Annotated in this window: 21 protein-coding genes; 13 read left to right on the plus strand and 8 right to left on the minus strand. The window is 47.3% G+C overall.

Annotated features, from left to right (window positions below):
- Positions 1 to 45 precede the first annotated feature (45 nt).
- Entirely contained in the window at positions 46 to 819 is a 774-nt protein-coding gene (locus ICE94_RS02645; protein WP_216148460.1) for an SDR family oxidoreductase, read from the minus strand.
- Between the two features lie 98 nt (positions 820 to 917).
- On the opposite strand from ICE94_RS02645, the gene glyA reads away from it, so the two are divergent.
- The 11 genes from glyA (at position 918) to nusB (ending at position 8588) form a co-directional block, all read left to right on the plus strand.
- Positions 918 to 2165 carry a serine hydroxymethyltransferase gene (gene glyA / locus ICE94_RS02650; protein ID WP_216148463.1) on the plus strand — a complete coding sequence of 416 codons (1248 nt, stop codon included), beginning with the start codon at positions 918 to 920 and terminating at the stop codon, positions 2163 to 2165.
- A 51-nt stretch (positions 2166 to 2216) separates the two neighbouring features.
- Positions 2217 to 2663 (plus strand): transcriptional regulator NrdR, encoded by a 447-nt coding sequence (gene nrdR, locus ICE94_RS02655; protein WP_216148465.1) that lies wholly within the window; start codon positions 2217 to 2219, stop codon positions 2661 to 2663.
- Between the two features lie 126 nt (positions 2664 to 2789).
- Positions 2790 to 3008: a prepilin-type N-terminal cleavage/methylation domain-containing protein gene (locus ICE94_RS02660; RefSeq protein ID WP_216148468.1), complete on the plus strand. Its 219-nt coding sequence runs from the start codon at positions 2790 to 2792 to the stop codon at positions 3006 to 3008.
- Complete coding sequence (locus tag ICE94_RS02665) at positions 3005 to 3661, plus strand: hypothetical protein (RefSeq protein WP_216148471.1); 657 nt, start codon at positions 3005 to 3007, stop codon at positions 3659 to 3661. The genes ICE94_RS02660 and ICE94_RS02665 overlap by 4 nt, the downstream gene beginning before the upstream one ends.
- Positions 3658 to 3945, plus strand: coding sequence for a hypothetical protein (locus ICE94_RS02670; protein WP_216148474.1), 288 nt, complete (start codon positions 3658 to 3660; stop codon positions 3943 to 3945). Before ICE94_RS02665 ends, ICE94_RS02670 begins: the two co-directional genes overlap by 4 nt.
- Positions 3942 to 4490, plus strand: a complete 549-nt coding sequence (locus ICE94_RS02675; protein WP_216148476.1) for a Tfp pilus assembly protein FimT/FimU — start codon at positions 3942 to 3944, stop codon at positions 4488 to 4490. The genes ICE94_RS02670 and ICE94_RS02675 overlap by 4 nt, the downstream gene beginning before the upstream one ends.
- A 26-nt stretch (positions 4491 to 4516) precedes the next feature.
- Positions 4517 to 5641 carry a bifunctional diaminohydroxyphosphoribosylaminopyrimidine deaminase/5-amino-6-(5-phosphoribosylamino)uracil reductase RibD gene (gene ribD / locus ICE94_RS02680; RefSeq protein ID WP_216148479.1) on the plus strand — a complete coding sequence of 375 codons (1125 nt, stop codon included), beginning with the start codon at positions 4517 to 4519 and terminating at the stop codon, positions 5639 to 5641.
- 43 nt (positions 5642 to 5684) lie between these two features.
- A complete protein-coding gene (locus tag ICE94_RS02685) occupies positions 5685 to 6293 on the plus strand; it encodes a riboflavin synthase (protein ID WP_216148482.1) in 609 nt (202 codons plus the stop codon).
- A gap of 80 nt (positions 6294 to 6373) precedes the next feature.
- Positions 6374 to 7507, plus strand: coding sequence for a bifunctional 3,4-dihydroxy-2-butanone-4-phosphate synthase/GTP cyclohydrolase II (gene ribBA, locus ICE94_RS02690; protein ID WP_216148485.1), 1134 nt, complete (start codon positions 6374 to 6376; stop codon positions 7505 to 7507).
- A 75-nt stretch (positions 7508 to 7582) separates the two neighbouring features.
- The gene (gene ribH, locus ICE94_RS02695; RefSeq protein WP_216148488.1) at positions 7583 to 8083 is read left to right on the plus strand and encodes a 6,7-dimethyl-8-ribityllumazine synthase; all 501 of its coding nucleotides are present in this window, start codon (positions 7583 to 7585) and stop codon (positions 8081 to 8083) included.
- Positions 8084 to 8090: 7 nt separating this feature from the next.
- A complete protein-coding gene (nusB, locus tag ICE94_RS02700; protein WP_216148492.1) occupies positions 8091 to 8588 on the plus strand; it encodes a transcription antitermination factor NusB in 498 nt (165 codons plus the stop codon).
- A gap of 127 nt (positions 8589 to 8715) precedes the next feature.
- On the opposite strand, the gene ICE94_RS02705 is transcribed toward nusB, so the two are convergent.
- On the minus strand, positions 8716 to 9519 hold the full coding sequence (locus ICE94_RS02705; RefSeq protein ID WP_216148495.1) for a transglycosylase SLT domain-containing protein: 804 nt from the start codon (positions 9517 to 9519) through the stop codon (positions 8716 to 8718).
- Positions 9520 to 10028: 509 nt separating this feature from the next.
- Between ICE94_RS02705 and ICE94_RS02710 the strand changes: the two genes are divergently transcribed.
- A complete protein-coding gene (locus ICE94_RS02710) occupies positions 10029 to 11441 on the plus strand; it encodes an NAD-dependent succinate-semialdehyde dehydrogenase (RefSeq protein ID WP_216148497.1) in 1413 nt (470 codons plus the stop codon).
- Positions 11442 to 11486: 45 nt separating this feature from the next.
- Here ICE94_RS02710 and trmB read toward each other — a convergent pair whose 3' ends face one another.
- Positions 11487 to 12227 carry a tRNA (guanosine(46)-N7)-methyltransferase TrmB gene (gene trmB / locus ICE94_RS02715; protein ID WP_216148500.1) on the minus strand — a complete coding sequence of 247 codons (741 nt, stop codon included), beginning with the start codon at positions 12225 to 12227 and terminating at the stop codon, positions 11487 to 11489.
- Between the two features lie 236 nt (positions 12228 to 12463).
- On the opposite strand from trmB, the gene ICE94_RS02720 reads away from it, so the two are divergent.
- Entirely contained in the window at positions 12464 to 12874 is a 411-nt protein-coding gene (locus tag ICE94_RS02720) for a polymer-forming cytoskeletal protein (RefSeq protein ID WP_216148503.1), read from the plus strand.
- Positions 12875 to 12981: 107 nt separating this feature from the next.
- Here ICE94_RS02720 and ICE94_RS02725 read toward each other — a convergent pair whose 3' ends face one another.
- The 5 genes from ICE94_RS02725 to ICE94_RS02745 all read right to left on the minus strand — a co-directional run bounded on the left by ICE94_RS02725 (position 12982) and on the right by ICE94_RS02745 (position 18637).
- Positions 12982 to 13863, minus strand: coding sequence for an undecaprenyl-diphosphate phosphatase (locus ICE94_RS02725; protein WP_216148506.1), 882 nt, complete (start codon positions 13861 to 13863; stop codon positions 12982 to 12984).
- A 51-nt stretch (positions 13864 to 13914) separates the two neighbouring features.
- A complete protein-coding gene (locus ICE94_RS02730) occupies positions 13915 to 15066 on the minus strand; it encodes an ATP-binding protein (protein WP_216148509.1) in 1152 nt (383 codons plus the stop codon).
- Positions 15067 to 15204: 138 nt separating this feature from the next.
- Complete coding sequence (locus ICE94_RS02735; protein ID WP_216148512.1) at positions 15205 to 16428, minus strand: ABC transporter permease; 1224 nt, start codon at positions 16426 to 16428, stop codon at positions 15205 to 15207.
- Complete coding sequence (locus tag ICE94_RS02740; protein WP_216148515.1) at positions 16421 to 17299, minus strand: ABC transporter ATP-binding protein; 879 nt, start codon at positions 17297 to 17299, stop codon at positions 16421 to 16423. Before ICE94_RS02740 ends, ICE94_RS02735 begins: the two co-directional genes overlap by 8 nt.
- Before the next feature lie 18 nt (positions 17300 to 17317).
- On the minus strand, positions 17318 to 18637 hold the full coding sequence (locus tag ICE94_RS02745; protein ID WP_216148518.1) for an efflux RND transporter periplasmic adaptor subunit: 1320 nt from the start codon (positions 18635 to 18637) through the stop codon (positions 17318 to 17320).
- Positions 18638 to 18648: the final 11 nt, after the last annotated feature.

An 18648-nucleotide genomic window follows, 5' to 3' on the forward strand; every position in this document is an offset into this window, starting at 1 on the left:
TCTTGAGAGCCCGTTTTCAAGTGCTTTTTTGCTTATTTGAGTCGCTTAGCTGCTCTTGCGATGCACGGCTAAAGGACCCGAGGCCTGACAGGTCGGCATCATTTCAATCACGTTGATATTGACGTGAGCAGGCAATGTGGCCGCCCAATAGATGGCTTCAGCAATATCCGTGGCTGTTAAGGCTTGTACACCTTCATAGACCTTCGCTGCTTTAGCATCATCGCCTTTAAAACGCACGTTCGAGAACTCTGTCCCTGAGCAAAGACCTGGGGCCACGTCTGTGACGCGCACAGGGGTGCCTAAGAGGTCAGATTTGAGATTGAGGGTAAATTGGCGCACAAAAGCTTTGGTGCCACCGTAGACATTACCGCCCGGGTAGGGATAACGGCCTGCGATTGAGCCCAAATTGAAAACATGGCCCTGACCACGCTCAACCATGCCCGGCAAAAAGGCGCGTGTCATGTACATCAGACCCCTGATATTGGTTTCCACCATTTTTTCCCAGTCATCCAAGGCTACTTGGTGAGCTGGCTCAAGACCCAAAGCTAAACCGGCGTTATTGACTAAAACGCTCACATTCGCGAAATCTGCAGGTAACTGGGCTGGGAGGGCAAAAACCTGGTCTTTGACCGTGACATCGAGCACAGTCGTGTGTAGACGAGCTTGCTGATCAGCAGGCAAACTCTTCTTAAATGCGTCCAAACGCTCCTGGCGGCGGCCAGCAGCAATGACTTTATGGCCTTCGGCTAAGAAACGGGCTGCAGTTGCTTGACCAAAACCAGCCGTAGCTCCGGTCACCAAGACAGTGAGTTGCTTCATTTTTAAGTCTCCTTCGACGTTTTTTTGTATCATTTAGTGCTTTAAGAGTTTAGCGTAAGCCAAGCCTTTGTTGTTTTCACCCAAAGAAAGTCCAAATCATGTTTTCACGTAGTCAAAACCTCGCCAAAACCGACCCCGCTCTGTGGGATGCCATCTGCGCAGAAAATAAGCGCCAGGAGGACCATATCGAGCTGATTGCCTCAGAAAATTACACCTCTCCGGCCGTTTTGGAAGCCCAAGGCTCACAACTGACAAATAAGTATGCCGAAGGCTATCCTGGCAAGCGCTATTACGGCGGCTGTGAATACGTCGATATTGCCGAGCAACTCGCGATCGACCGTTTAAAGCAATTATTTGGCGCTGATGCGGCTAACGTACAACCCCACTGCGGCGCCTCTGCTAATGAAGCAGTTTTCCTAGCCTTTTTGAAGCCTGGCGACACGATCATGGGTATGAGCTTGGCTGAAGGCGGCCACCTAACGCACGGTATGGCTTTGAACATGAGCGGTAAATGGTTCAATGTGGTGCCTTATGGCCTGAACGCCAAAGAAGAAATCGATTACGAGCAAATGGAGCGTTTAGCGCGTGAGCACAAGCCTAAGTTAATTATTGCGGGTGCCTCTGCTTACTCATTGCATATCGACTTTGCTCGTTTTGCCAAGATCGCTAAAGAAGTGGGTGCTCTCTTTATGGTGGATATGGCTCACTATGCTGGCTTGATTGCTGCTGGTGTGTATCCAAATCCAGTGCCTCACGCAGATATCGTGACATCGACCACACACAAGAGTTTGCGTGGTCCACGTGGCGGCATCATTTTGATGAAAGCCGAGCATGAAAAAGCCATTAACTCTGCGATTTTCCCAGGTCTACAAGGTGGTCCTTTAATGCATGTGATTGCTGCTAAGGCAGTGGCTTTTAAAGAAGCGCTTGAGCCTTCGTTCAAAGCTTATCAACAGCAAGTGATTGCCAATGCCAAGGCAATGGCAGACACCCTGGTAAAACGTGGTTTGCGCATCGTCTCAGGCACCACTCAATCCCACGTGATGTTGGTTGACCTACGTGCTAAGAAAATCACAGGTAAAGATGCTGAGCGCGTTTTGGGTGAGGCGCACATTACTTGTAATAAGAATGCTATTCCGAACGATCCAGAAAAGCCATTTGTAACGAGCGGTATTCGTTTGGGTTCACCAGCGATGACCACCCGTGGTTTTAAGGAAGAGCAAGCGATTGCGGTTGCAAATTTAGTGGCTGATGTTTTGGATAATCCAAACGATGCTGCAACGATTGCTCGCGTACGCTCCGAAGTGGAAGCCCTGACAAAGCGCTTCCCTGTGTATGGTGCTTAAGATTGTGCATCATTCGATAGCGCATCATTAAAGCGAGCAGCGAAAGCCTCTATGCATTGTCCTTTTTGCAAACACCCAGATACCCAAGTACTCGATACTCGGGTATCTGAAGAAGGCGACGTAATCAAACGTCGTCGCCGTTGCGAAAAGTGTGACAAACGTTTTACGACTTACGAAAGACCAGAACTCGCCCTGCCTGCGATTGTTAAAAAGAATGGCAGCCGCGTGGAATACAACCGTGCCAAACTGCAAGGCTCAATGGGTATTGCACTGCGTAAGCGTCCGGTCTCAGCAGAAGCAGTAGAAGAAGCGATACGTAATATTGAAGAGCGCTTACAGGCCACCGGTGAAAAAGAGATACCTAGCGATCGCGTTGGCGAACTGGTGATGCGCGAGCTCAAACGCTTAGATAAAGTCGCCTACATCCGCTTTGCTTCAGTCTATAAGAGCTTTGCTGATATTGAATCTTTTGAGAGTGCCCTCAAAGAGTTGAAGTAAGTAAAACTTCTGGGGCGACTACGCCTGACAGATTGTCAAAACCAAGTTTAAAAATCTGTCATTTCCCATAGGCTTTGTCCATCTTTTTACCTTCCTGATTTTTTCTGGGGCTGAGATGATGGCTCCATGTCAAAAAATATTGCTTCAGGCTTTTCTTTATTAGAGCTCGTTGTCGCACTCACTCTTTTTAATATCGGCTTAGCCCTGATAGATTGGCATTTCACGCACTTATATCTGAAGCTAGGTCAACAAGAGGCTGCGATTCAAAAAGTCTTAGCTAAAGATCGCCAGTATGTTTTAGATCATCTGCTACTTTTACGTCAGAGGATGGCGCCCTCTCCGTGACATTGATTGAAATTTCTATGGCCAGTGGTATTGGCGTTTTATTGTGCGCACTGAGCGTGCACCAAACCACACAAGTGCTTGATTCGGTATCTCGTTATCGAGAACGTGCTGAGCTCATGGTTCATGTTCTTGAAGGCCTACACCTCATGAACGATACAGTCTCTAGCGCCAAACGCAGAGATCAGCAGTTCGGACTCTATCGCGTTGCCAATAGTTCAGCGATTGACCTCAAACAAAAAGGTCAGTTTGTGATTCGTAAAGGGGTGGCGAGCATTCATGGCTCAGATGCTTTTTATGTTTACACCTCATTGGCTAAGGATAAATCTTCAAACTCTGGTGGGTTGGTAGGTTTTTTTGTACAACAACAAGGTTATGGTCGCGCTCGTGAACATCTACTCTATATGGTCAGAGAGTCCCAAAAGAATAAGCTCTATCACCATGCGGTTGCTAGTGGTGTACACGGCATACAAATACAACTCGGCGTTTGGCAAGACGCACAACTCATCTGGCTAGAACCTCATGAAATTCATGAAAAAGCAGGCCCAGGTCATTGGGGGTGGTCTGATGTGATTGCCCTGCAAACCAGGATCGAGTGGCGCCGGGGTCGCGCACAGATTGATACACATACTATCTGGGCAAGTTTTCAGCAATGAAGTCGGCAGCAGTGAACTCGGCAGGCTTTACCCTCTTATGGATGCTCATTTGGATGAGCTTGGTCACTGGCATCACTCAAACAGTTCTGATGCATAGCGTGAATCATCTTGTGATTGTGAATGCTCATCTCAAAGCATGGGAAATACGCCATGCAAAAGTGATGGAAATTCATCCTCTCCCTCTTGCGTCTACACCAGCCCCCATGAAGACAGATCCTTCAGACAATGCTCCTATCAAAACGAGTAGGCCTCGCTCGCGCTCTAATAAGAAAGCTCGACCATGAAGCGTTCTTTAATGAGTAACAGCGGCTTGACCCTAGTGGAATTGATGGTCGTGATGGGTTTATTGGCTGCAGCTTTTTTAAGTTCAACTCCATTATTCAATCAGCTTGTAGCAGCTTGGCAGGTCGAGGCTGTCAGTCAAGCCTTCATGCACAGTGCTCAGCGCGCTCGGGCACTGTCCTTAAATGAGGAGAAGCCGGTGTTCATGCGCTCACGTGAGTCCAATGATTGGTCTGCCGGTTGGAATATTTGGATAGGCCAAGAGATTGTGTTCACGCAGATACCTGACCCTCAGGTGGTGGTTGCGTGGGAATTACTCAAGCCTCAACAAGGTTTTCGGGAGAAGGCGTTGCACTCATCTCAATCTGTGTCTCAATTAAGCTTTGAACGCGGTTATTTTGGGCAACTCAGTTCTGGTGGTTTTTTAGCGAATCGCTTAATTTGGCGCTCTCAACTGTATCCTGCAATACAAAGACATGTGATTCTCGGTCCTGGGGGTCGCTGGCGTCTCTGCAATCCCAAGCATATGACTTGTAGTGATTCATAAAGGGGTTTTCAGCGTAAACTTTAGGCATGTATTCCGCTGCCGATCACCAGTTCATGAGTCAAGCATTGAGCTTGGCGCATGAGGCTTTATTTACATCCAATCCGAACCCACGCGTGGGTTGCGTATTGGTCAAAGACGGTCGCGTGATTGGCCAAGGCCATACCCAAGCCGTTGGTTTTGCCCATGCTGAAATCATGGCCCTGATGGATGCGAAATCGCAAGGTCATTCAGTGGCAGGAGCGACAGCCTACGTCACACTTGAACCATGTTGTCATCATGGTCGCACTCCTCCCTGTACAGAGAGCTTGATTGCTGCTGGTATTAGCACGGTCATTGCCGCCATGGAAGATCCCAACCCATTGGTCGCCGGTCAGGGTTTGCAAGCCTTACGTGCGGCAGGCATGACAGTACGCTGTGGTCTATTAGAAAAAGAGGCCGCAGAACTCAATATCGGCTTTATTCAACGGATGCGTACCGGTATGCCTTTTGTGCGCATGAAAATAGCTGCGAGTTTAGATGGACGAACGGCTTTAGATAATGGTGTGAGCCAATGGATTACCTCTAGCGCTGCACGCGCTGATGGTCATCGCTGGCGCGCTCGTGCCTGCTGCATCCTGACAGGTATTGGCACCGTCAAAGAAGATGATCCACAACTGACCGTTCGTGATGTTGCAAGTACTCGCCAACCCTTACGAGTCTTGATTGATTCTTTTTTAGACGTGGACCCTACTGCCAAAATCTTAGATACACAAATCGCACCGACTATGATTTTTTATGGTGCTGCCTCTAAAGATCGCGTTGATCATTTAAATCATGAACTGGCTGACAGCAATATCCAGCTCGTGAGCTTACCAGGCGCTCATGGCAAAGTAGATTTACAGGAAACTTTGCGTTATCTAGCCGAAAAACGTCATATCAACGAAGTTCACGTTGAAGCCGGCTTCAAACTCAATGGCTCACTGATTCAGAGTCATTGTGTGGATGAACTACTGATTTATCTGGCTCCCAAATTATTAGGTTCAGGGATAGGCTTGGCTCGTTTACCTGAACTGACACAACTCGAGTCATTAGCAGATGGTCTTGAGTGGCAGTATCATGAACAGCAAATCATTGGCTCCGACTTAAGAATCCGCCTAAGACCTAAGAGCTAGTCTTTTTTTATATCTAATTTAATTCACTTGTTAAGATCGATTTATGTTCACAGGGATTATTCAGGCAGTAGGTCAAATTGAGGAGATCAGTCCTTTAGGAGACGGTCATCGCCTAAAAATACAGGCGGGCTCACTCGATTTGTCTGATGTGCAACTGGGTGACAGCATTGCTATTCAGGGGGCGTGCATGACAGTGGTACAACTGAGTGCCCCTCATTTTTGGATTGATATTTCTGCTGAATCACTCGATAAAACAGCAGGCCTTGATCACACGGGGCCCGTCAATTTAGAAAAAGCCCTACGCGTCAATGATCGCCTAGGCGGTCATTTGGTATCGGGCCATGTGGATGGTATCGGTCATGTACAGAGTTTTAACGAGGTCAAAGCCGAGGGTTCCTGGCATTTAGCCATTTTGGCACCACACTTTTTAGCCAAGTATCTGGCTTATAAAGGCTCGGTAGTGGTCAATGGCACATCCTTGACCGTTAATCGAGTCGAAGATACTCCTGATGGTTGCATCATGCACATCAATTTAATTCCGCACACCTTAGAGCATACGACGCTGCGCTTTTTAAAATCAGGCTCTAGCGTTAACTTAGAAGTGGATTTGATTGCGCGTTACGTCGAGCGTATGCTCAGCCTGGAAAAATAAGGCTTCATTTCTTGATACTTCATGGCGTTGGGGTGAGAAATTCGCCTCAAAGGCATAAAAAGCCGTAAAATCACGGGTCTATGACCCAAAGCAACTACTCACTCGCTCCCGTTGAAGAGATCATTGCCGACATGCGTGCCGGCAAGATGGTGATTTTGGTCGACGAAGAAGATCGCGAAAACGAGGGTGACCTGGTTTTAGCCGCTGATCATGTGAGCGCAGAAGCAATTAATTTCATGGCCAAGTATGGGCGTGGTTTGATTTGCTTGACCTTAAGACGCGAGCGCTGTGAACAGCTCAACCTACCGTTGATGGTCCGTGACAACACTGCCGCTTTGGGCACGAACTTTACAGTCTCGATTGAAGCTGCAGAAGGTGTAACCACGGGCATTTCTGCGGCTGATCGTGCTCACACTATTCGCGTCGCCGTTGCACCGGATGCAAAACCACGCGATATCGTGATGCCTGGTCATATTTTTCCGCTCATGGCTCAAGCCGGTGGGGTGTTGGTGCGCTCAGGCCATACCGAGGCGGGTTGCGACTTAGCAGAGTTAGCCGGTTGTAGCCCAACGTCTGTGATTTGTGAAATCATGAAAGACGATGGCACGATGGCGCGCCTACCAGATTTGATTGAGTTCGCTAAAGAACATGGCCTCAAGATTGGCACCATTGTTGATTTGATTCATTACCGTAGCCGCAATGAGAGCATCATCACTCGTCAAGGTGAGCGCGTATTTCACACTCCGTGGGGTGAGTTGCGCGGTGTAGCGTATAAAGACAGTCCGACAGGGTGTGCCCATTTAGCCCTTGTGAAAGGGCAACCTGCAGCTGAGAAAGAAACTCTGGTCCGCGTGCATGAGCCCGCCACGATTTTGGATGTTTTAGAGACTCAATCGGCGAGTCATTCATGGCCGGTGACTGCGGCTTTACAAAAAATTGCTGAAAGTGAAGCAGGTGTTTTAGTACTTCTCAATTGCGCAGGCAGCGCTGCTGTGAATACCGATGCTTGGTTCAATCAACTCGGCAAATTAGATGGTCATGCCCCTGTCAATCCGCAGCGTAAAACTGACTTTAGAACCTACGGTATCGGCGCACAGATTTTGCGCGACTTAGGGATACAGAAAATGAAGCTGCTCGCTAAACCCGGTAAGTTGCCCACGATGTCGGGCTACGATTTAGAAGTGACCGGTCATTTACCGTATAGTGCTTCATAGCTCTGATTATTAATCTCTGTAGTCTTGTTTTTGTTTTGATATTTTTGTTATTTAACTTTTTCTTGAAGGCCTGCCATGACTAATTCTCTTGAATCGATTGATCGTATCGAAGCTGACCTCAACGGTCAGGAGCTATCGATTGCGATTGTGCAGGCCCGCTTTAACGAAGATATCTGTACAGGTCTGACAAAAGCTTGTGTTACTGAATTACTCGCCTTAGGCGTTGCTCAAGAAGATATCGTAATCACTACAGTACCGGGTGCTTTGGAAATTCCTCTCGCCTTACAAAAATTGGCCGATACTGGTGAATTCGATGCCTTGATTGCTTTAGGGGCAGTGATTCGTGGTGAGACTTACCATTTTGAATTAGTCTCGAATGAATCTGGTGCAGGTATTACACGTGTAGGCTTAGATTACGGGATCCCGATTGCAAATGGCGTACTGACTTGTGACACCGATGCACAAGCATTGGCACGCGTTACTGAAAAAGGCCGTGACTGTGCCCGTACCGCCGTTGAGATGGCTAATCTCTCGATTGGTCTAACCCCTGACGAAGAAGCTTTTGACGAGGAATAATCCTGTCATGAATTTTGATTACCAACAATTACAAAAGCCGATCTCTTCAACGACGGTCAAGCGCTCATTAACACCGCGCCGTCGCGCTCGTGAATACGCTTTACAAGGGATTTATCAATGGTTAGTGGTGAAAGCCTCCGGTGGCTTTGCTGACCACGCCACGATTACCAAACAGCTAGCAGAAGATCCTGGCTTTAAAAAATGCCAAGAAGACCTCTTTAACCATTTGTTTAGTGGTGTCGTGAACCACTTTGATACCCTTGAAGCCTCGATCAAAAAGCATTTAGATCGCCCTCTCGAGGAGTTATCTCCTGTTGAGCTAGCTGCCCTATTGATTGCCACTTATGAGCTCGCTCACGATATCAGCGTGCCATTTAAGGTCGCCATCAATGAAGCGGTCGAGCTAGCCAAGGTCTTTGGGGGCACAGACGGTCATAAGTATGTCAATGGCGTGCTGGATAAACTCGCCCAAGAATGGCGCCCGCATGAGACGGCACAGCGCTAGATCAAGTCTTTTTTCTTTTTATAAAGCTTGAATAAAAAACCGCCGATGTAAAGAGCCCGATATAAAAAGCCCACCATATAAAAAGCCCGCAGATCGCGGGCTTTTTTGTTGAAGGCTGCTTGAACTATTAGAGCTGAATCGGTGGAATCAGTTTGACGCGCTCAGCATATTTTTGTCCAGCCGCCTGACGCAAACGCTGACGTTCTGCCAGAACTTTATCGCCATAGCCACCATCATTGATCCAGCTCGATGAAGCACCTACATAAAGGCGTAAACCTGCTTCTAAAGAGCCCCCCTTAGCGATGTACTCACGCAAAATCCAAGCACCGACACGTAAGTTCGCATCCGGATCTAAAGCGGCCTCATGGCCACCAAAGAGCTGATATTTATCCAAATGCATGCGTGTCATGACTTGCATCAGGCCCTGAGCACCTTTTTTGCTCTCTGCCAGGGGGTTAAAGCTAGATTCCACAGCAGCGACCGCTAAGATCAAGGTGGGGTCTAAGCCCACCTCTTGGCTGACTGCAGCTGCTTTAGCGACAAACTCACGGCTGGCGCTCATGGCGATCTTGTATTTATTCGATAAATACTTGGCTACCGCCTCACGCTCAGACTCGGTTTTTAAGACCTGTGAGTCGATGGCTTGCTGATCCACGAGATTCGCGGGGATCTTAGAGGCATGGTAGGCCACTGAAGGTACTGCGTCTGTATTAAATGTATTGGTGAAGATCTCATAGGCGGGACCTGGAATCAGCCAGCTCGCGAATTCGATCCTTTTGGGTTCATTCAACCAGAGGCTAATCGCTAGAAAGCCCGCCAATACTCCCATCCCACTGGTAAAACGTTGCAGGGTCTTGATTAATCTTGTGCCCGCTTTGAATGTCTGAGCGAATGTCTTCGGCTCAGAGCTAGCTCTGTGCTTTGTCATCATGTCGTTCATCCTCAAAGTTGTGTTCATCCTGACCTTTAAGTCGCTTTACAAAAATTGTTTGCTCTTGACTGGCTTTATATTGCAGCGCAGCAAGCGCAAGTTCTGACGAATCTTAGGTAGCCGTATATATCATGTCAAGTATAAAGAATGACTTTTATATACATTCTGCTTATAGAAAAGCCTGTATAAACCCACATATTATCTAGGGTTAACGCTAGTTCAGCCTTGATATCAAAGTCCTTTTTTTAAGTTAGTGGGCACTAATTTTGTATCATGAAAAAACTACATTTAGTGCCCAAAAGGGCGCTTTCCCCATAGGTTGTGGATTTTTTGTACTGAGCTACCGAAATCTTTGCCATACGCTCAGCCAAGAACCTTGCTTGAATGAGCTCGAGTCCCGCTGAGGATTTTTCAATGATGAGCTCTGAGGCGAAGTTCAATCTCGTATGTGAACGTCTCAACAAGGCGCTTTGACACAGATTTGTCCTGAACATGCTAATCTTTCGGGTATGACAAATCTAAGAGACAACCCACACTTATCTAGCTTTCCGGTCATTAATCCAGCGACTGGTGAAGTGATTGAACATGTAGCTAATATGGGCCCCCAAGAGGCTCAATTGGCTATTGATCGTGCCCAAGCGGCTCTACCTGCTTGGCGCTCTAAAACAGGTAAAGAACGTTCGATTATCTTGCGTCGCTGGCATGAGTTAGTACTTGCTCACTCAGAGCGTTTGGCACTGCTCATGACCCAAGAGCAAGGTAAAGCATTGGCTGAAGCCCGCGGTGAAGTCGTTTATGGTGCCTCTTTCTTAGAATGGTTTGCTGAAGAAGCCAAGCGTGTAATGGGTGCTATTCCCGGCACCACCTGGTCAGACAAACGCATGATGGTTCTTAAACAACCGATTGGTGTTTGTGTGTCGATCACGCCATGGAACTTTCCAATGGCGATGATTACGCGCAAGGTAGCCCCCGCGATTGCGGCTGGCTGCACGATTGTGATTAAACCCGCTGAGCAAACCCCCCTATCTGCCCTCGCTCTGGCAGAATTAGCCCGCGAAGCAGGTATTCCCGAGGGAGTTGTGAATATCGTGACTGCAGACGCCAGTAACTCGGTGGAGGTTGGTAAAGTTTTATGTGCCTCACCTGTGGTGCGTCATCTCTCATTTACAGGTTCGACCCCTGTGGGTCGTATCCTGATGGCCCAATGCGCGCCGACCGTGAAGAAGGTAGCGCTGGAGCTCGGTGGTCATGCACCCTTTATCGTGTTCGAAGATGCAGACTTAGATGCGGCTGTGCGTGGCGCAGTGCAATCCAAGTATCGCAATGCAGGTCAAACCTGTGTCTGTACGAACCGCTTTTACGTTCATGAAAGCCTACACGACACCTTTGTTGAAAAACTGGCCGCAGAGTCGAAAAAGATTCGCGTGGGCAAAGGCACCGATGAGGGCGTACAACAAGGTCCATTGATTGATGAACAAGCTGTTGCTAAAGTTGAAGCCCATATTGCCGACGCAGTGGCTCAAGGTGCGAAGGTGGTGGCCGGCGGCCAGCGCCATGCGCTCGGCGGCACATTCTTTGAGCCTACGGTTTTATCAGGTGTCAAAAAAGGGATGCTGATCACCCGTGAAGAAACATTTGGCCCTGTCGCTGCCGTGATGCCATTTAAAACCGAGGCTGAAGTCATTGAAATGGCCAACGATAGTGAGTTTGGTCTAGCGTCTTATTTCTTTAGCAGAGATATCGGTCGTATCTGGCGTGTGGCTGAAGCTTTAGAGTTCGGTATGGTTGGCGTGAACACCGGTTTGATCTCGAACGAGATCGCGCCTTTTGGCGGTGTCAAACAATCAGGTCTAGGTCGCGAGGGTAGCGTCTGGGGTATCGAAGAATACCTAGAGATGAAGTATGTTTGCTTAGGCTTATAGTCTTAGGTCTTGAGTGGTAGCAAGCGCTATCACTCAAAGCTTTTACTAGAGTTTTTGATACATCAAATCCCAGACCCCATGACCTAAACGTAGACCACGGTTTTCAAACTTGGTGGTGGGTCGATAGTCTGGTTTTAAGGCGTAGCCGTTTTCAGTGCCGATGTTCTGGAGTTGAGATTCTTGATTCAGGACTTCCAGCATCTGTATCGCGTAATCTTCCCAATCCGTCGCCAGATGCCAATAGCCTCCTCTTTTTAATTTACTTGCCAGCAGTTTGGCAAAAGGGGCTTGGATCAAGCGTCGCTTGTGGTGACGCTTTTTATGCCACGGGTCTGGGAAATAAATATGAATACCATCAAGAAACTGATCAGGAATCATTTGCTCAATCACTTCTACAGCATCATGGCGCATCAAGCGTAAATTGCTCAGTTGGTTTTCGCCAATCAGTTTTAATAAAGCACCCACGCCCGGTTCATGAACCTCTAGCGCAAGAAAATCATCTTGCGGTCGAATCGAAGCAATCTTGGCGCTGGTTTCCCCCATACCAAAACCAATTTCTAAGATCTTGGGGCGGTCAGTGTGACCGAAGGCTAATTGCCAATCAATGGCTTTGCCCGTGAATGGCAACAGGTACTTCGGTCCCAAAGTTTCGATGGCTTTAGCTTGACCCTCAGTGAGGCGTCCCGCCCTTAATACAAAAGATTTGATCCTACGTAAATAAGGGGTCGTGTTCACCTCATTGGCTGCAGATGTTGGGGTAGAAGGATCTGGACTTGACATAGGCATGATTGTAGCGAATCGAGCTCACATAAAAATCAATCACTTAGAGATTCTATTTTTTAGTATGTGGCAATCACCTACAAACTTCTTCACTAATTTGCCCTACGGTGAATTTTTAGGGTGCGCTGCGATATACTGCTACTTATTAGAAGTTTCTGTCATTTTTGATATTTCAAGACACAAAATTATGCAGACAGAAACATAAAAAGGGTGAGTAAGCAGTGTTTAACAAGAACAAAAAAATGAATGCCATGACGGGCTTGGAAAGTTTTGACACTTTGGTGGGCAAAACAACTGAGATCCAAGGTCGCATGACGGTACACGATAGTGTGCGTATCGATGGCAGAGTTTTTGGTAATTTAGAACCTGCTGATAAATACCCTTGTACGATCGCCATCGGTCCTGATGGTGAAATCCACGGCAATATCATTTGCAATCGCGCCTATGTAGCTGGCATTGTGCATGGCACGATTTACGCTAAAGACAGCGTCACCTTATCGGCTTCTGCGGTGGTCAAAGGCGATATTCATTCTGAATCGTTTCATATTGAAACAGGCGCTCAAATCGATGGCTCGATGCTGCAAGCGAATCGTCAGCTGAGAAGTAGCGTTGACGATAAGTCCGCAGTTCATAACAAGAACTCACGTTCTTGATCTTCATGCTGACTGATTCAGTCAGCAACTATTGAGTCCTTCTTCGCTTGGTTGTTTTATTGGGATCTATTCGTGATCTTCTGGGATTTATTAGGATCTACTAGGATCTATTGGGACCAATTCACCCAACCAGTGGCCGCGGTGACTAAAACAATCACACCAAAGATAATGCGGTACCAGGCAAAGATTCTGAAGTCATGAGTAGCCACATAACGAATCAGCCAACGAATACAAATAAATGCAGAAATAAAAGAAACAACAAAACCAACTGCTAGAGTGGGTCCAAATGTAGACCAAGAGGTTTCACCTAAAACATGTCTGAGTTTGAGTAACTCATAGAGAGTGGCTCCACCAATGACTGGGATGGCTAAGTAGAAAGAAAATTCTGTAGCCACTTTTCTGGGCAAGCCAAAGAGCATGCCGCCGATAATGGTTGCTCCTGAGCGGGATGTTCCTGGAATTAAGGCAGCACACTGCGCTAAGCCAATTTTGAGAGCATCTTGCCAACGTAAATCATCGACAGACTCTATACGAACTTCCTCACCAACTGCAGTGCTTTGTGATTTTTGAGGATTTTCAAGAAGACGCTTTTGTCTGGCTTCTGCCCAAAAGATGATTAAGGCACCCACGATAAAGGCTGTCGCCACAGGGATGGGGGAGAACAAGACACTCTTGATATATTTACCCAAGAGTAAGGCCAAAACAATCGCAGGCACAGTCGCGATGATGATGTTGATGGCAAAGCGCTGAGCATCGGCTTGTGATGTGAGATGACGCACTACACCCCAGAGTCTTTGACGATATTCCCAACAAACGGCCAAGATGGCGCCAAACTGAATAATGACTTCAAAGGCTTTGCCTTTGTCATCATTGAAGTCTAGTAAGTGCCCCACAAGAATCAGATGACCCGTTGATGAAATCGGCAGAAACTCCGTGAGACCTTCAACGACGCCCAAAATGGCGGCTTTAATAAGCAAATAGATATCCATGGGGCTCCATCATAAAGCCAGATGGCTCAGAATATTCATTTAACGAGTTGACTATGCAGCTAATTCGTTTAACCAATCTGATGCTTTTTTTAGCCAAACACCTTCTCTGTTTTCAGTTTGATCCAGGGTTCTGGTTAGCTGAATAGCTTCTGCCTGACTGAATTGCGCAGCTTTTGTACGTAATGTTTTTGAAATTGACGATTTTGAGAGCTTGCACTCAATAAGATGTGTGATTTGTTCTTGCTGAGTCAGAACAAAGTCTATCTCACCACCCTCTTTATTACGAATGTAATGCAAACCATGCGCTTGACCCAAAGAGTCTTCCAGATAATTGCTATGTTTTAAGAGCATATTAGCAACTGCATTCTCAAAACGTATGCCTTCGTCTCCTCTTACATAGGCCGTATCGTAAAAATAAACTTTAGGTGCTTGCAGTAATGAACGAGCAATATTCTGGTGCCATGGGTGTACAACAAAAACGATATACAAGGCCTCTAGTATCTCAAGATATTTCTTCAAAGTCGGCGATGAAATTTGTAAATCACGCGCCATGGATGCCAGTGACAAGGGTGAACCCACTCGGTCACGTAACATTTCAACAAATGTACGCATCGCCGAAATCTCATGAATACGCGAAAACTCTAAAACATCCTCTCTCACCAAATCTGTGAAATATTGTTGCCGCCAACGATTCGCCTCAAGCTCAGTCGATGCTAAGCAAGGTTCTGGAAAGCCACCGCGCAGCATTAAATGATCTAATGCTGCTTCTGCGGACATTCCTTGGTAACTGACTAACTCTTTTACTGATATGGGATGTAGGCGCCATGCAAAATATCGCCCGGCAAGAGACTCACCTGTTTGTCTATAAGTATCCATACGAGCACTCCCAGTGACTAAAATTTTCTGGAAGCTTTCACCCTGAGCCTGGCGACTGATACGGGCATCTGCAACCCCTTTTAGCCAGGTTTTCCAGTTAGGCATTTTGTGAATCTCATCAAAAATTAATAGGGGTACTTTTGTATCCCAGCTACCCGCCTGGAGAATTTGACGATCATTCGGAATATCCCAATTGAGATATTGATAGCCATCTTGAGTTGCCAAATGACGAGATAAAGTAGTCTTACCGACTTGACGTGGGCCAGTCAGAATCACTAACTTGCTGTCTAAATCTTTTTGAATTACAAAATCCAAATATCTCTTCATCTGACTATTTTAAATCACTTTTTAATTTAGTCGCGACTTTTTTAAAAAGTATTTTAATTTAGTCAGAATCAATATTTTATTGAATGAAATCAAGTAACTAGTACCCGACTAATTTTTTGATTAGGCAAGAAGGATTACTTATTCGTAGCGTAAAGCCTGGATAGGTTGCATCGCCGCAGCCTTTTTAGCTGGGTAGTAACCAAAGAAGATGCCAATGATGGCTGAGAATCCGACCGCTAGGATGATCGAGAAAACAGAGAGGTTCACACGCCATTCGGCTAACTCAGCCACCAGCCAAGTTCCCAAAGCCCCCAAGAGAATGCCCAATACACCGCCAATGGTCGATAATGTAATGGCTTCAACTAAGAACTGTTGCAAGATATCTTTAGAGCGTGCGCCTACGGCCATGCGTAAACCAATCTCTCGGGTTCTTTCAGTGACAGAGACCAACATGATATTCATGATCCCAATCCCGCCAACCAAAAGAGATACCGAGGCGACAGCTGCCAAGAGAATCGCCATGACTCGGCTTGCAGCTTCCTGAGCTTGCAAAATCTCCGTGAGGTTGCGCAATGAAAAGTCATCAGGGGTATTGGGCCCCAAGCGATGGCGTTGCCTTAAGAGTTCCCTGACTTTGTCTTCCGCGTCTTTCATATTCGCTTCAGCACGTGCTTTAACAAAGATAGAACTGACTCGCCCGATTCTGCCTTGTAGTGCACCGAATATTTTGTTGCGGGCGGTGGAGAGCGGAATGATGACGATGTCATCTTGATCCTGGCCCATGAGGCTTTGGCCTTTTTTCTCTAAAAGACCAATGACGGTAAATGGCACACCTCTGACACGAATGATTTGATCGACCGGGTCTGATTCACCAAAGAGTTCGCGCGCCACGGTTTGACCAATGATGGCGACCTTACCGGCACTCGAGATTTCACCGACCTCAAAAATACGGCCAGAGACTAAATTCCAGTCACGGGCTTCAAAGTATTCAGGGGTGGCACCGACAATCGCTGCTAACCAGTTGGTATTGCCCCAAACGATTTGACCACTACCCCTTTGCGTAGGGGCTGCCACCTGAATCTCCGGAATCTCACTCATGATGGCCCAGGCATCTTCTTCGACCAAAGTCTGGGCCGTACCACTACCACCTCGTACACCGGCAGTGGTAGCCGAACCAGGCCACAGAATCATAAGGTTAGAACCTAAGCCCGCGATTTGTTCTTTGACTCTGAGTTGCGCACCACTACCCACAGCAATCATGACAATCACAGCAGCTACACCAATGATGATGCCTAGCATCGTAAGTGCCGAGCGTAATTTATTGACCTTGAGCGCTTGCAAAGCAATGATGAAATTAATCATGCTGCACTCCTGGCTGTGCTTCTGACTTCGCTCCTGACTTCGCTCCTGACTGCGCTTCTGAATGTATAGGCTCTTTTGCAGAACGATCATTCAAAGGTGGGTTGATTTGATCACTAATGACCTGTCCATCTTTGAAAGTGATCGTGCGTCTGGCATAAGCGGCTACATCGGCCTCATGGGTGACCACAATCACGGTCATACCTTGGTGATTGAGTTCTGTGAGTAAGGCCATGACTTCGGCACTGGTTTTTGAATCCAATGCCCCTGTGGGCTCATCAGCCAGAATTAAATCAGGGTCATTAACTAAGGCTCTCGCAATCGCAACGCGTTGTTGTTGCCCACCGGAGAGCTGGGCAGGTGTGTTGCACAAACGCTCCCCAAGACCGACTTGCTCTAGGCGCATTTTGGCGTGCGCCAAACGCTCTTCTTTGGTGGCGTAGCGTTTTTTGGTTTTGAGACTCTTAGTCTGGGTAGAGACCTGGGTAGGGGTCTGGGCAGAGGCTTGAGTATCTTTTGCAAGCTCGAGCTCTCGGGCATAGAGCAAAGGCATCGCAACGTTTTCTAGTGCCGAGGTTCTCGCTAAGAGATTGAATTGCTGAAAGACAAAACCGATACGGCGATTGCGCAAATCAGCGAGCTCATCAGCTGTGAGCTCTGCCACATTTTCACCAGCCAGATGGTAAGTGCCACTCGTCGGCAAATCTAAACACCCAATCATGTTCATGAAGGTCGATTTGCCAGAACCTGAAGCCCCGACAATCGCAACAAACTCACCATCATCGATCTTGATGCTCACACCATTCAGAGCATTGACGACTTGCTCACCCACACCATAGGTCTTGATGAGCTCACGGGTATCAATCAAAGCCATGATGTATTTAGCTTTTGATTAGAAGAGTCTAGGACCGGTTGGGCGAGTCGCAGGGGCTGGTGTTAAACCTACAATACCCACAATGACTTCTGTACCTGGTTTTAAGGTATCGATCTGGGTGGCTGAGTTATTGGTCGCATTATCCGCATCTACTGGGAGGATTTCTGTCATGCCACCATCGGTTAAACCCACACGAATCGTTTTTTGTGCGGGCTTTTTACCAAGACCTTTTTCTTCTAAGACCCAGACTTTACGAGTCATCACACGCTGTGCGCCAGCACCATAAGGTTTTCTGGGGCCAGTTTGAGATCCAGCTGCACGACCCGCGTTGGAGCCAGCGGCAGCACCAGGAGCATTCGCTTGTACACTGGGTGAGCTGGTAGCAACGCCCATTTGCTTAGCGATGTCATCGGGCATCTTAAAACGCAAGGCGGCATTGGCGACTTTGACGACCTGATCTTTTTTCTCGGTAATGATGTTGGTATTGGCAGTCATGCCAGGCAAAAGTTTGAGATCTTGGTTTTCCGCGGTGAGCAATACGGTATAGGTAATGACGTTTTGCACATTAATCGGTGCTTTACGAATTTGTTTGACCTTGCTTTGAAATACTCTGCCTGGGAAAGCATCGACCGTGAAAGTCGCGTTCATGCCTTCAGTAATTCGCCCGACATCAGATTCATCAATGGCGGTCTCAACCTGCATATCTGCCAAATTTTGCGCAATGATGAATAACTCAGGGGCTTGTAAGCTCGCGGCGACAGTTTGACCCCGCTCGACACTGCGCTTAACCACCACGCCATCGACCGGTGCCCGAATGACCGTGTCATCCAATGCTTTTTTTGCCATATCCATGGCCGCCTTAGCACTCTTATAAGCACTCAAAGTTTGATCAAAAGCCGCTGGCGAAACAAAGTTCTTTTCTATGAGTTTTTTATTGTTCTCATGATTGCGTCTTGCCAAGATGTAATTGGCCTCCGCTTGTTCAAAACGGGCCTGCCACTCACGAGGGTCGATGCGAGCAATGACTTGGCCTTTTTTAACGACATCATTAAAGTCGACATAGATGTCAGAGACCATGCCTGAGACTTGTGTACCGACTTGTACTGACTTCACCGGGTTCAGAGTACCACTAGCACTAATAGTGACTGTGAGAGGCCCTTCTTCTATTTTGACGGTTCTGAATTCTGGATCATCGAGCCCTAAGAGTTGGCTCGTGAATTTCCAGATGAAAAAAATGGTCATTAGTGCCACTAGGGCTATTAAGCTGCGCTTGAACCATTTCTTTTGCCAATAACTCACTATGGCGCTGAAAATTGCCGTATTTTTATAAAAGCTCAAGCCTGTCTCCA

The organism is Polynucleobacter sp. MWH-Loch1C5 (assembly GCF_018881775.1).
Taxonomy (GTDB): domain Bacteria; phylum Pseudomonadota; class Gammaproteobacteria; order Burkholderiales; family Burkholderiaceae; genus Polynucleobacter.